The sequence below is a fragment of the Flexivirga aerilata genome, assembly GCF_013002715.1.
Lineage (GTDB): Bacteria > Actinomycetota > Actinomycetes > Actinomycetales > Dermatophilaceae > Flexivirga > Flexivirga aerilata.
In genome coordinates this window covers 530,512-543,646 of the sequence record NZ_JABENB010000002.1, presented here as the reverse complement: position 1 = coordinate 543,646, position 13,135 = coordinate 530,512, and the positions used below count along the sequence as shown (strand labels likewise).

The 13,135-nt window shown below is 70.7% G+C and carries 14 protein-coding genes; 11 read left to right on the top strand and 3 right to left on the bottom strand.

Annotated elements, in window-relative coordinates; all coding sequences use genetic code 11:
* Positions 1-2: 2 nt before the first annotated feature.
* From HJ588_RS14400 to HJ588_RS14390, 3 genes are read left to right on the top strand one after another with little or no spacing between them, the layout of a single operon-like run.
* Positions 3-917 carry an ABC transporter permease subunit gene (locus HJ588_RS14400; protein ID WP_171156746.1) on the top strand — a complete coding sequence of 305 codons (915 nt, stop codon included), beginning with the start codon at positions 3-5 and terminating at the stop codon, positions 915-917.
* A complete protein-coding gene (locus tag HJ588_RS14395) occupies positions 914-1,735 on the top strand; it encodes a carbohydrate ABC transporter permease (protein ID WP_171156744.1) in 822 nt (273 codons plus the stop codon). The genes HJ588_RS14400 and HJ588_RS14395 overlap by 4 nt, the downstream gene beginning before the upstream one ends.
* Positions 1,732-3,270 carry a glycoside hydrolase family 3 N-terminal domain-containing protein gene (locus HJ588_RS14390; protein WP_212755953.1) on the top strand — a complete coding sequence of 513 codons (1,539 nt, stop codon included), beginning with the start codon at positions 1,732-1,734 and terminating at the stop codon, positions 3,268-3,270. Before HJ588_RS14395 ends, HJ588_RS14390 begins: the two co-directional genes overlap by 4 nt.
* Before the next feature lie 11 nt (positions 3,271-3,281).
* Here HJ588_RS14390 and HJ588_RS14385 read toward each other — a convergent pair whose 3' ends face one another.
* The gene (locus HJ588_RS14385; RefSeq protein ID WP_171156742.1) at positions 3,282-3,764 is read right to left on the bottom strand and encodes a DUF4395 family protein; all 483 of its coding nucleotides are present in this window, start codon (positions 3,762-3,764) and stop codon (positions 3,282-3,284) included.
* Positions 3,765-3,885: 121 nt separating this feature from the next.
* Here HJ588_RS14385 and HJ588_RS14380 point away from each other — a divergent pair, with 121 nt between their 5' ends.
* The 3 genes from HJ588_RS14380 (at position 3,886) to gad (ending at position 6,889) form a co-directional block, all read left to right on the top strand.
* Positions 3,886-4,506, top strand: coding sequence for a TetR/AcrR family transcriptional regulator (locus tag HJ588_RS14380; RefSeq protein ID WP_171156740.1), 621 nt, complete (start codon positions 3,886-3,888; stop codon positions 4,504-4,506).
* Positions 4,507-4,514: 8 nt separating this feature from the next.
* On the top strand, positions 4,515-5,396 hold the full coding sequence (locus tag HJ588_RS14375) for an SDR family oxidoreductase (protein WP_171156738.1): 882 nt from the start codon (positions 4,515-4,517) through the stop codon (positions 5,394-5,396).
* 83 nt (positions 5,397-5,479) lie between these two features.
* Complete coding sequence (gene gad, locus HJ588_RS14370) at positions 5,480-6,889, top strand: glutamate decarboxylase (RefSeq protein WP_171156735.1); 1,410 nt, start codon at positions 5,480-5,482, stop codon at positions 6,887-6,889.
* Between the two features lie 38 nt (positions 6,890-6,927).
* Here the strand turns inward: gad and HJ588_RS14365 are convergent, their stop codons facing one another.
* Positions 6,928-7,917: a GlxA family transcriptional regulator gene (locus HJ588_RS14365; protein WP_212755951.1), complete on the bottom strand. Its 990-nt coding sequence runs from the start codon at positions 7,915-7,917 to the stop codon at positions 6,928-6,930.
* Between the two features lie 70 nt (positions 7,918-7,987).
* On the opposite strand from HJ588_RS14365, the gene HJ588_RS14360 reads away from it, so the two are divergent.
* From HJ588_RS14360 to HJ588_RS14350, 3 genes are read left to right on the top strand one after another with little or no spacing between them, the layout of a single operon-like run.
* Entirely contained in the window at positions 7,988-9,289 is a 1,302-nt protein-coding gene (locus HJ588_RS14360) for an MFS transporter (protein WP_343036739.1), read from the top strand.
* 13 nt (positions 9,290-9,302) lie between these two features.
* Entirely contained in the window at positions 9,303-10,022 is a 720-nt protein-coding gene (locus tag HJ588_RS14355; protein ID WP_171156730.1) for a transporter substrate-binding domain-containing protein, read from the top strand.
* Complete coding sequence (locus HJ588_RS14350) at positions 10,019-10,309, top strand: hypothetical protein (RefSeq protein WP_171156728.1); 291 nt, start codon at positions 10,019-10,021, stop codon at positions 10,307-10,309. Before HJ588_RS14355 ends, HJ588_RS14350 begins: the two co-directional genes overlap by 4 nt.
* Here HJ588_RS14350 and HJ588_RS14345 read toward each other — a convergent pair.
* On the bottom strand, positions 10,254-10,847 hold the full coding sequence (locus HJ588_RS14345; RefSeq protein WP_171156726.1) for a histidine phosphatase family protein: 594 nt from the start codon (positions 10,845-10,847) through the stop codon (positions 10,254-10,256). The two genes, HJ588_RS14350 and HJ588_RS14345, sit on opposite strands and share 56 nt — an antisense overlap.
* A gap of 54 nt (positions 10,848-10,901) precedes the next feature.
* Between HJ588_RS14345 and HJ588_RS14340 the strand changes: the two genes are divergently transcribed.
* On the top strand, positions 10,902-12,341 hold the full coding sequence (locus HJ588_RS14340) for a cobyric acid synthase (protein ID WP_171156724.1): 1,440 nt from the start codon (positions 10,902-10,904) through the stop codon (positions 12,339-12,341).
* A complete protein-coding gene (cobF, locus tag HJ588_RS14335) occupies positions 12,338-13,135 on the top strand; it encodes a precorrin-6A synthase (deacetylating) (protein WP_171156722.1) in 798 nt (265 codons plus the stop codon). Before HJ588_RS14340 ends, cobF begins: the two co-directional genes overlap by 4 nt.

Sequence of the window (13,135 nt, the reverse complement as noted above, 5' to 3'; positions counted from 1 at the left end):
CGGTGCGCGAATCCAAGACGCGGCCGTGGCTGCTGCTCGCCGGGCCGCTGCTGGTCATCGCCGGACTGCTGCTCTACCCGATCGTCCGGGTGACGACGCTGTCCTTCCAGCGCTACAACCTGCGCGAGGTGATCAGCGGCAGCCCGGTGTTCATCGGGTGGGACAACTACCGGCAGATCTTCACCGGTGCGCCGGGTCTGCCCGCGTCCTACCTGTGGCGCACGATCCTGCCCAACACCGTCGTATTCGCAGCATTGGCAGTGGTGCTCACCGTCGTGCTCGGCACTCTGGTCGCCCTGCTGCTCCAGTCGGTGGGCCCGAAAACGCGGGCGGTGGTGATCGGTGCGGCGCTGATCGCGTGGGCCTTGCCGGCGGTGACCGGCACCTACGTGTGGGTGTGGATCTTCGACCCGGACAACGGGGTTGCGCTGCACTTCCTGCAGAGCATCGGCCTGGTCGGCAGCGAAGGTCACAACTGGTTCACCGACCGCTACTCGTTCTACGCGATCGCACTGCTCAACGTGGTGCACCACAGCTACCCGTTCGTGGCGATCACCATCTTCGCCGGGCTGCTGACCGTGCCGACGGAGTTGCACGAGGCCGCCAAGATCGACGGCGCGAGCGCGTGGCGGCGCTTCTGGTCGATCACCGTGCCGCTCATGCGGCCGGCCTTCGCGGTGGTGACGATCCTCTCGACGATCTGGGACTTCAAGGTGTTCGCGCAGATCTACCTGATGCCCGGCGGCGACGGCAGCAACCCCGAGGTGTTCAACCTCGGGGTGTGGTCCTACGTGTCGTCGATCAACCAGACCAAATACGGCCTCGGCTCGGCGATCGCGGTGCTGCTGACCGTGGTGCTGCTGCTGATCACGCTGGTCTACCTGCGCCTGCTCTTCCGTGAGGAGGACACCGCATGAAAACCCGCACCTGGACCGGCATCGGCAAGACCGTCGCCGTCGTCGCGCTGCTGCTCTTCACGCTCTTCCCGGTCTACTTCATGCTGAGCACGGCACTCAACGGCCAGAACGGTTCCGGCACGGACAGTCTCGTGCCGGCCGACGTGACCCTGGACAACTTCCGGCGGGCCTTCACCGAGAACCACTTCGGGCGGTACATGCTCAACTCGGCGATCGTGACGGTGGCAACGGCCGTGGTGTCCGGCGCGCTCGCGATGCTGGGCGCGGTCGCCATCGCGCGCTTCCGCTTCCGCTTCCGGTCCACCATGCTGGTGCTCATCCTGATCGTGCAGATGCTGCCCGCCGAAGCCCTGGTGATCCCGCTCTTCCTGCAGATGAAGGACTGGCGGATGCTCAACTCGCTGCTCGGCCTGATCCTGGTCTACATCGCCTTCTCGCTGCCGTTCGCGATCTGGAACCTGCAGGGCTTCGTCGCCGCCGTGCCCCGCGAACTGGAGGAGGCGGCCTATCTCGACGGATGCGGCTGGTGGCGGATGTTCCGGTCCGTGCTGCTGCCGTTGGTCGTGCCGGGATTGGTTGCCACGTCTGCGTTTTCGTTTGTGATGGCCTGGGAGGAGTTCACCTTCGCGCTGACCTTCCTGAGCAAGGACGACCGGCTCACCGTCGGTGTCGGTCTGCAACGATTCTTCGGTGCGCACGTCAACGACTGGGGCGGGCTGATGGCCGCCTCGACCATGGTGACGATCCCGGTCGTCGTCGTCTTCGTGCTGGCGCAGCGCCGGCTCGGTGCCGGCCTGGTGTCCGGAGCGGTGAAGTGATCGACCCGGCGGTCGACCGTCTGGTGCACCGGGTGCTGAAGCCCGGCTTCGCCGGCCGGTCGGCTCCCCCGGCCTGGCTGTCGCGTGCGGTGGAGACGGGCCTCGGCGGGGTCGTCTACTTCAGCCACAACATCGGCGACGTGGAGCAGACCGCGGCACTCTCGGCGCAGCTGCACGCTGCCGGCGAGGTGCTGATCGCCACCGACGAGGAGGGCGGCATCGTCAGCCGGCTCGGCGCACGGGGCGGCTCACCGCACGTCGGTGCGGCGGCGCTCGGCCGGGCCGACGACCCCGGTCTCACCCGGCGCGTGGCCGCCGCCATCGGTCACGACCTCGCCGCGTCCGGCATCGACATCGACCTCGCGCCGGTGGTCGACGTCAACAGCAACCCGGCCAACCCGGTCATCGGCGTGCGGTCGTTCGGCGCCACCGCCGAGCTCGTGTCCCGGCACGGCGTGGCGTATGTCGAGGGTCTGCAACACACCGGAATCGCAGCAACGGCAAAGCATTTCCCCGGGCACGGCGACACCGCCGTCGACTCGCACGTCGGGCTCCCGCACGTCGACGCACCGATGGAGGTGCTGCGCGAGCGGGAACTCGCGCCCTTCGCGGCCGTGGTGCGGGCCGGGGTGCAGGCGGTCATGACCGCCCACGTGATCATCGGCGCGGTCGACCCGGACCGGCCGGCCACGATCAGCCCGGCGGCGCTGCGGATGCTGCGGGACGAGCTCGGCTTCGACGGCGTCATCATGAGCGACGCGCTCGACATGAGCGCGATCCGCGACACCATCGGCCTCGGTGAGGGCTGCGTGCAGGCATTGCTTGCCGGCGCCGATCTGCTCGGACTCGGCAACCCGGTGCTCGGCGCCGACCACCCGGGCAGCGACGAGCGCGTCTTCGCCGAAGCGCGCGGGGCGCTGGTGGACGCCGCCATGCAGGGACGGCTGCCGGTCGGCCGGCTGGAGGAGGCGGCGGACCGGGTGGACCGGCTGTGGCAGTGGTGCGGCTCGCACGGGCCGGGCCGTCCGGGCGGGCAGGGCGACGCCAGGGCCGACGCCAACGCGGATGCCGAGGCCGACCGGATCGCCGCGGCACGATCGCTGGCCGTGCGCGGAGCGATGGCGCTCCCGGGCCGGCCGCTGCAGATCGTCGACCTGCGCCGGCAGCGCAATGTCGCAAGCGGCGCGCTGACCGCCTCGGTCGTGACCGCTCTGGTGCACGCCCGTCCGGGCTCGGTCGTCACCAGCGCGTTCACGTCGGGTGGGGGCGGAGAGGGGCAGGCGGGCGACGACCGGCTTCTCGCCCACGCGGACCTGCCCGTCGCCGACGTGCTCGTGGTCGGCGCTCCGGCGCGCGACGCGACCGAGCGCGACCAGCTGCGCGCGGCGTTGCAGCGCAACCCCGCGGCGTTGGTCGTGGCCCTCGGTTACGTCACCGACGACGAAGAGCTGGAGGGCGCGACCCACGTCATACGGACGTTTGGGGACAGTGTGCCGACGGGACAGGCGGTGGCGCAGCTCGTCAGCGGCGACTGAGAGCGGGCCAGTCAGGCAGACTGGCGCAGCCTGATGTCGGCACACGCCTCGCAGGTGTCCTCGGGAATGACGCCGAGGCGCATCAAGTGGCCGAAAACGTAACAACCAGCGCAGAATCCGACGATCGACTCCAGGCCGGCAAACACCGCGAGCACCACGAGTATGACGGTGGCGGCGGTCTGCTGCCCGGCGAACGCCAGCACGAGCCCGGCCAGCGAGAAGACGACCCCGACGCCCTGCGCGAAGCGCTTCGGCGGACCCGGGACGAGCTTGGGCGCACCCAGCCGGGGCGCGACGACGCGCGTCGCCAGCCGGCCGAGCGGGCTGAACCGCGGGCCGGCGAGGACGCGCGCGACGAAGCCGTAGGCCAGGGGCACGGTCAGCCACCACCATCCGGTGACGACGGTGATCAGGCTGAGCGCCAGCACCCCGGCCGCGACGCTGCGCGCCGCCTTCTCGTTGACCGGGTTGGGGAAGTCGAGGAGTCGTGCCACCCGACGATCGTAACGCCGTATTACTTCTCACATAAGTTGCTGATGGCATCAGTCGGAGTTGCGAAACGTCGCAATGCCCGGTGATGTCACATAGTGTCATCACTGGTGTTACGGTGGAGTCATGGCTCGATGGCAACCCGGCGCGCGTGAGCGCCTCTCGCAGGCTGCGATGGAGCTGTTCGTCGAGCAGAGCTACGACCGGACCTCGGTCGCCGAGATCACCGACCGTGCGGGGCTGACCCGGCGCACCTTCTTCCGCTACTTCGGCGACAAGCGGGAGGTGATCTTCGCCGAGCGGGCCCTGCTCGGCGAGCGGATGAGCGCGGCGATCCAGGCGGCCCCCGAGGGCACGCCCGTCTGGGAGACGGTGGCCCTGGCGGTGGAGAGCGTCGGCGAGATCTTCCCCGCGGAGCGGCGCGACTTCGTCCGCACCCGGCAGGCGGCGGTGGCGTCGGCTCCCGAGCTGCTCGAGCGCGAGCTCCTCAAGCGGCAGGCGCTCACCGACACCCTCGCCGCGGCCCTGGAGGCACGCGGGGTGGTGCCCGAGGCCGCGACGGTCGCCGCAGGTCTCGCGGTGCTCTGCCTGCGGCAGTCCATCGGCGAATGGGCCACCGGCACGCGCGACTTCGCCGTCGTCGCCCGGCATCAGCACCGCGCCCTCCGCGAGGTGCTGGCGGCCGGCCTGACCCAACCCTTGACCGCGCCTGCCGAAACCCCTGACAGCACTTCCCCCGAAAGCTAGGAGCAACCATGCGCATTTTCGTCACCGGAGCGTCCGGCTGGGTCGGCTCGGCGCTCGTGCCCGAGCTGCAGGCGGCCGGTCACTCGGTCGTCGGCCTCGCCCGATCCGGCTCCGCCGCAAGCTCGTTGGCCGACCGTGACGTCGAGGTCGTCCGCGCGGACATGACCGACCTGGCCGCGATGAGCGCTGCCGCACGGGACGCCGACGCGGTCATCCACCTCGCCTTCAACCACGACTTCTCCCACATGCAGGAGTCGGTCGCCGAGGACGCCGCGCTCATCGCAGCGTTCGGTGACGCTCTCGAGGGCACGGGCAAGGCGCTCACCATCGCGTCGGGGACCCCCGCCATACCGGGGCAGGTCGCGACCGAGCACGATCGCGCCGCGGCCGGCACGCCCGCCTCCGGCCGGGACGACAACGGCTATGCCGTGCTCGCGCTCGCCGACCGCGGGGTCCGGTCGTCGGTGGTGCGACTGCCGCGCTCGGTGCACGGCGCCGGCGAGCAGCACGGGTTCATCTCCCGCCTGAGCGAATTGGCCCGCACTTCAAGCGTTTCCGGCTATGTCGCCGACGGCACACAGCGCTGGCCCGCCGTGCACGTGCTCGACGCGGCGGTCCTCTTCCGCCTCGCGATCGAGCAGGCGGAGCCGGGCACGATGCTGCACGCGGTCGGCGACGAGGGCGTGCCGACGCGGCAGATCGCCGCGCTCCTCGGAGCTCAGTTGGGGGTGCCGACCGCCGAGCGGCCTGCCCCGGACTTCGGCTTCCTCGGCGGCCTGCTGTCGATCGACCAACCCGCTTCGGCGAGCTGGACGCGAGAGGCGCTCGGCTGGGAGCCGACCCACCCGAGCCTGGTCGAGGACATCGAGGCGGGCCACTACACCACCTGAGGCACCCGACCTGCCGTCCGCGGTGCCGTCGCCTCTTGCCGTGGCCTCTTGCCAGCGGCTCGCCGCCCGTAGCAGGGTGAAACATGGTCCGCTACAACGCCGAACGCCCCGCCGACCTCGAGGTCTGCCCGATCTTCGCCCGTCCGGAGTTGATGCGGACCGTGCCGCGCTATCGCCTGCCGGACGACGCGAGCCTGCCGGACACCGCCTACCAGCTGGTGCACGACGAGGCACAGCTCGACGGCAACGCGCGGCAGAACCTCGCGACGTTCGTGACCACGTGGATGGACGAGCGGGCCTATGACCTCTACCGCGAGACCGCAGATCGCAACCTGATCGACAAGGACGAATATCCGATGGCGGCGGAGCTCGAGCACCGTTGCTGGCGGATGCTCGCCGACCTGTGGCATGCCCCCAATCCTGAGCATTCGCTGGGCACTTCGACGGTCGGCTCCTCGGAAGCGGCGATGCTGGGTGCCCTGGCTCTGAAGAAGCGCTGGCAGGCTGCCCGGCGCGCCGCGGGCAAGCCCACCGACTCCCCCAACCTGGTGATGAGCTCGGCGGTGCAGGTGTGCTGGGAGAAGTTCTGCAACTACTTCGACGTCGAGGCCCGGATGGTGCCGATCGACGACGAGCGCCCGACGCTGACCGGTGCGCAGCTGCCGTCATACGTCGACGAGAACACCATCGGGGTGGTGGGCATCCTCGGCGTGACCTACACCGGCGCCTACGAGCCGATCGCCGAACTCGCTTCTGCCCTGGACAAACTCGAGCAGGACACCGGGCTCGACGTGCGTCTGCACGTCGACGCTGCGTCTGGCGGGATGATCGCGCCCTTCGTCGACCCCTCGCTCGAGTGGGACTTCCGGCTGGACCGGGTGCAGTCGATCAACACCTCCGGGCACAAGTACGGCCTGGTCACGCCGGGCGTCGGGTGGGTGGTCTGGCGGTCCGCCGACGCGGTGCCGGAGGAGATGATCTTCCACGTCGCCTACCTCGGCGGGGACACCCCGTCGCTGACCCTCAACTTCTCCCGTCCCGCGTCGCAGGTCACCGTGCAGTACTACCAATTCCTGCGGTTGGGCCGCACCGGCTATCGCCAGGTGCAGCAGGCAAGCCTCGACGTTGCTCGGTGGATCGCCGAACAGGTAGCAGCCATGCCGGAATTCGAGCTGCTCACCGACCGGATGTCGATGCCGGTGGTGACCTGGCGGCTGGCCAAGGACGTGACCGGCTGGGACGCGTTCGACGTGTCCAACCAGCTGCGCACGAACGGCTGGCAGGTGCCCGCCTATCCCCTGCCGGACAATCTGTCCGATCGCACGGTGCAGCGCATGGTGATCCGCAACGGGCTCAGCCGCGACCTGGCCGACGACCTCGTCGCCGACCTGCGGCGCGCCGTCGCCTACCTGCACAAGCACGGCGGCGACGGGGAGCAGGTGCACGGCTTCGACCACGTCGGCCGGGTTGACCTGCCCGATCCGGCCCGCTGACGGATCACCCGGGCCGCTGACGGATCACCCAGACCGGCTCAACCCACCCGATCGGCGGTGAAGCTGCGCCGGTAGTTGCTAGGCGAAATCCCGACGCAGGAACGGAATTGGGCGCGGAAGGCGGCTGCGGTGCCGAAGCCGCACGCCGCGGCGACCTGGTCGATCGACAGGACGGTCTCCTCCAGCAGCCGCCGGGAGTGCGTGATGCGGGCCGCCGTCAGCCACTCACCCGCGGACTGACCGGTTTCGGCCCGGAAGTGCCGGGTGAAGGTGCGCACGCTCATCCGGGCGTGCCGGGCCAGGTCGGCGAGAGCGAGCGGCTCGTGCAGATGTGCCAGCGCCCAGGCACGAGTGTCGCCCGTGCCCTCCCCGGCACCGGTCGGCACCGGCCGGTCGATGAACTGCGCCTGCCCGCCGGGTCGCGCCGGTGCCACCACGCAACCGCGAGCGACGTTGGCTGCCGTCGCCGCACCGTGGTCGCGCCGAATCACGTGCAGCAGCAAGTCGATTCCGGCTGCGTTGCCGGCCGACGTCAGGATGTCGCCGTTGTCGACGAAGAGCACGTCGGGGTCGAGCTCGATGTGCGGGAAGATGCGGCGGAACGCTTCGGCGTGCTGCCAGTGCGTGGTCACCCGCAGGCCGTCAAGCATCCCCCGCGCGGCGAGCACGAACGCGCCGGTGCACACGCTGATCCACCGGGCGCCGGCCGGCACCAGGTCGAGCGCCGCGTGCTCGGCGGCGGACAGCGTGCCGTCCTCCAGCACCGAGTGACCGGGCATCCCGCAGATCACGACCGTGTCGGCCTCGGCCAGGGTCTCGACCGGATGAGTGGGCAGCACGGAGTAGCCGGCGGAGGTGGTCACCGGCCCGTCGTCGACGGTGACGTGGGACACGACATACGGCGGGTCGCCCTGCGGCGCCTCCGGCCAGCCGGGCAGCAGCGAGTCCGTGGCGAAGAAGCGCGCCGGCAGGCCGAGCTCGAACGCGACGACGTTGTCCAGCGCCAGGACGACCACGTGATGCGGCATGGCCTGATTCTTGCACATAGTGGCTCTCCGGCCACTCGCGTCGTATGCCGCAGCGCGCCACGCTGAACCGGTGACCAGCGAGACCCGACGCATCCCGCGACTGCACCCGGCCTGGGCGATCGCGGCCGTCACCTTCCTCACCATGATCGGTTCGGCCGGATTCCGCGCTGCACCAGGCGTGTTCATGGATCCGCTACACCAGGAGTTCGGCTGGTCGATGGGTCTGATGGGGTCCGCCGTGTCGCTCAACCTGGTGCTCTTCGGACTCACCGCGCCGTTCTCGGCGGCCCTCATGGAGCGCTTCGGCATCCGCCCGGTGTGCCTGGTCGCCCTCGTCCTGGTCGCGGCGGGCGCCATCCTGCCGGTCTGGATGACCAGCCCGTGGCAACTCATCCTCTGCTGGGGTCTGCTCATCGGGCTCGGCACGGGGTCGATGTCAATGTCACTCGTCGCCACCGTCACCGGTCGCTGGTTCCACGCCAAGCGCGGCCTGGTCTCCGGTGTGCTCACCGCGGCGAACGCCACCGGCCAGCTGATCTTCCTGCCCGTCCTGGCGGCGATCTCGCATGCGGCCGGGTGGCGATGGGCGACCGCGGTGGTCGGGCTGGCCGCCTTCGCGGTGGTGCCGCTCGTGCTGATCTTCATGCGCAACCGGCCCGAGGACATCGGCGCCGTCGCCTACGGCGCTCCCGACGGCTACGTCTCGCCCAGCACCGGTGGCGGAGCCCGGATGGCGCTGCAGACACTGCGCATCGCCAGTCGCAACCGGGCGTTCTGGTTTCTCGCCGGCACGTTCGCGATCTGCGGGGCGACGACCAACGGGCTGGTGAGCACCCACTTCATCCCGGCCGCGATGGATCACGGCATGCACGAGACGACCGCCGCGTCGCTGCTCGCGCTCGTCGGCATCTTCGACATCGTCGGCACCATCGGGTCCGGCTGGCTCACCGACCGGGTCGACCCGCGCGTGCTGCTCGTCGTCTACTACGGGCTACGCGGCGTCGCGCTGAGTCTGCTGCCGTCGCTCTTCTCCTCCTCGATGCACCCGAACATGCTGGCGTTCGTGCTGTTCTACGGCCTCGACTGGGTGGCGACGGTGCCACCGACGATGGCGCTCGCCCGGGAGCACTTCGGCGACCGCGCGCCGGTGGTCTTCGGGTGGATCTTCGCCTGTCACCAGCTGGGTGCCGCAGTCGCGGCGTGGGGCGCCGGCTGGATCCGGGACGACACCGGCACCTACGCGTCGGCGTTCTACCTCGCCGCCGTCCTCTGCCTGGTCGCCGCCGCCGTCTGCCTCACGATCCGGCGCACCTCGACCCCGTCGTCAGCCCAGGTGCCGCCCGCACCGGTCGCGGTGTCGGAGCCGACCTGACAGGATCGGCTGCATGGAAGCCTCGAGCGTCGTCCGCGCCCTCGCCCCGACCGGCACCCTGCGCGCGGCCATCAACCTCGGCAACCCGGTGCTGGCCGGCGGCACCGCGGCCGAACCCACCGGCGTGACGGTCGCACTGGCCGAGGAGCTCGGCCGTGGCCTGGGCGTGCCCGTGGAGCTGCGGACGGTCGACGCGGCGCGCGACGCCTTCGCCGCGCTGACGTCCGGCCAGGTGGACATCGCCTTCCTCGCCGACGAACCGGCGCGTGCCGCCGAGGTGAGCTTCACGGCGCCTTACGTGCTGATCGAGGGGGTGTATGCCGTGCCCGCCGACAGCGACCTGCAGCACGCGAAGGACGTCGACCGTCCCGGCAATCGAGTTGGTGTCAAAGAGGGTTCGGCCTATGACCTCTTCCTGACGCGCACCCTGGAGCAGGCGACCGTGGTGCGTGGCTCGGACGGTGTCGAGGTGCTCGAGTCGGCCCACCTCGAGGTGGCCGCCGGCATCCGCCAGCCGGTGCTCGCGCACGCCGAACGCTACGACCTGCGAGTCCTGGAGCCCGCCTTCATGCAGATCCAGCAGGCGGTCGCCGGGCCGAAGGCGTTGCCGGCGGTCGCTGCGTCATACCTGCGAGCGTTCGTGGAGCACGCCAAGTCGACCGGGCTCGTCGCCGAGGCGCTGCGTCGCGCCGGGCAGGACGCGACCGTCGCCCCGCCGGCCGATTTCGTATGACGGTCGACGTGCGCCTCGACGCGGTCCACGTCGCGGGCCGCCGCGGCCGCCGGAACGATGCAGTCCTCGCCGCGATCCGCAACCTGGTTGCGGCCGGCGCAACCACGTTGCCGATCGCGGCGAGAAGCATCCGACTCCGGCGGTGGCGGTTGCTGTGGGTGCGGCAGCACCGGCCCGACGTCGCCGAGCTGCCTGAGCTGGCTGACGATGCCACCGGCCTCACCGACCAGATCAGGCGCCGGTTGCTCGGTCGGGCTCAGTGGCTGGAGGCCAATCCCGGCGCGTGACAACGCCATTGGGCATCGGGCTGTCCCAGTCGACCTCGCGGTGGGTCCGACCGTCCAGGATCGCGAGGGCGACCCGGATCGCGTCGCCGTGACTGACCAGGATGTGCGTGCCGTCGTCGAGGCCGGTCAGGAACGGCATCAGGCGGCGGTGGACATCGAGCACGGACTCGCCACCGCCCCAACGGATTTCGCTGATATCCAAGCTCTCGGAGCCCTCCGGATGATCCTCGGGGTGGAGCTCGCCATAACCCCGTCCTTCGAGGTCGCCGATCGACTGCTCACGCAGGGCCGCCGACACCTGCGGCGTCAGTCCGAGTGCAGCGCCGATGACGTCGGCCGTCTGCCGGGCGCGCACGAGATCACTGGTCCAGAGCGCCGGCCGGCACTGCGGGCCGAGCGCGGATCGCAGGTGCTCCGCCGCACGGGCGGCCTGCGCACGGCCGAGGTCGGTCAGCGGCGGGTGCGGAGTCTGTCCCTGCAGACGACGGGCGAGATTCCAGGTCGACTGTCCGTGCCGGACCAGGAAGATCGTGCGCATCGTGGCCAGCCTACGTGCCCGTCCACTCCGGAGGCGCCCACCTACACTTGGCCCGTGCCTGGGATCCTCGTTGCCGGAACGACCTCCGACGCCGGCAAGTCCCTCGTCACGACCGGACTGTGCCGCGCGCTGCACCGACGTGGCCTACGGGTTGCGCCGTTCAAGGCCCAGAACATGTCGAACAACTCGATGGTCTGCTCCGATGGGTCGGAGATCGGCCGCGCGCAATATCTCCAGGCACTCGCCGCGGGCGTCGAGCCGGGCAGCCTGCACAACCCGGTGCTGCTCAAGCCGTCCTCCGACCGGCGTTCCTTCGTGGTGCTCCGGGGCCGGCCTGCCGGCGAGCTTCGCGCCGGCGAATATGCCACGGGCCGAACGGCATTGGCGCAGGCGGCATTCGCCGCGTATGACGAGCTGGCAGCCACCCACGACCTAGTGATCTGCGAGGGGGCCGGCTCTCCAGCCGAGGTCAATCTCCGCGGCGGCGACTACGTCAACATGGGTCTCGCGCAGCACGGCCGCCTGCCGGTCGTGCTGGTCGCCGACATCGACCGCGGTGGCGCGCTCGCGGCGCTCTACGGCACCTGGGGGCTGCTGGACGATGCCGACCGTGCGCTGCTCAGCGGCTACCTGGTCAACAAGTTCCGCGGCGACGAGTCCGTGCTCGAGCCGGGCCTGGCGGAGCTGAGCCGGCGATGCGGGCTCCCGTCATACGGTGTGCTGCCGTGGCTGGCCGATGTCTGGATCGACTCGGAGGACGCCCTGTCCAACGGCCGCTACGCACCGGTGACCGCCGAGGAGCCGACGCTCTCGGTGGCGGCCGTGGCGCTGCCCCGCACCTCCAATGCCACCGATCTCGACCCGCTCGAGAGTGAGCCCGGTGTCGATGTGACGGTGACCCGCGACCCGCGGGTGTGCGCCGCCGCGGACCTGCTGGTGCTGCCCGGCTCGCGGGCGACCGTCGCCGACCTGCGCTGGTTGCGCGAGTCCGGCATCGCCGACGTGGTGCGCGACCGTGCCGCAGCGGGGCGGCCGGTGCTGGGCATCTGCGGCGGCTACCAGATGCTGTGCGAAGGCATCGATGACCCGGTCGAGAGCGGAGCCGGTGCCGTGGACGGGCTCGGAATGCTCGGTGGCACAGTGCGATTCACCGCCGACAAGGTGCTGGGGCGTCCCACTGACGTATGGCGTGGGCTCCCGGTCGCGGGTTACACGATCCATCACGGGCGGCCCGACGCGGATGGCTCGTTCCCCGGCGGCGCGACGACCGGCACCGTCACCGGCACCATGTGGCACGGCATCTTCGAGAGCGACGACTTCCGCGCCGAGTGGCTGCGGCAGGTCGCGGAGGCGGCCGGGTCGCCGTGGCGGCCGGCAGCCGACCGGCCGCGCTTCGCCGCCGCCCGTGAAGCGATGATCGACCGCCTCGCGGACGCACTGGAGACCCATGCCGACGTTGACCGCATGATCGAAGTTGCGGGTGAATCACGATGAGTGCCAGGCACGTTCGGCGGGTCGAGGTCATCGGCATCGGCGCCGGGGCACCCGATCACCTGACTGCCGGGGCCGCCGACGCGATCCGGCGGGTCGACACCTTCTTGGTGGCCGACAAGGGCGACGCGAAACGACAGCTGGTCGCCCTACGTGAGGAAGTCGTGCGGCGCAGTGCCGGCGACCATCCCCATCGCTTCGTGACGCTGCCCGACCCGCAGCGCGGGCCCGACGCCGCGCGACCGGCCGAGGCATACGCCGGAGCAGTGCGCGACTGGCACGAGGCACGGACCGCCGCCTACGCCGAGGTGATCGCCGAGCTGCCCGCCGACCACGTCGTCGGCTTCCTCGTGTGGGGCGACCCGGCCTTCTATGACAGCACGATCCGGGTGGTGGACAACCTCGCCGAGCGGATGCCGTTGGACGTGCGCATCACGCCCGGCATCACCGCATTTCAAGCCCTGGCCGCCGCCCACGGGATCGTGCTGCACGGCGTCGGCGAGCCGGTGCACATCACCACCGGGCGGCGGCTCGTCGAGTCCTACTCCCCCGCCCTTGGGACGGTCGTGGTCATGCTCGACGGCCACCTGCGGTGCGCCGAGCTGGTCGAGCGCTTCCCCGACCTGCAGATCCATTGGGGCGCCCAGCTCGGTCTGCCGTCACAAGCCCTCGACGCGGGACGCCTCTGCGACGTCATCGACCGGATCACCAGCACGCGCGCGGAGATCCGCCGGCGCGACGGCTGGGTGATGGACGTCTATGCGTTGAGCGCCCCCGCGACGAGACCCCGCGACTGA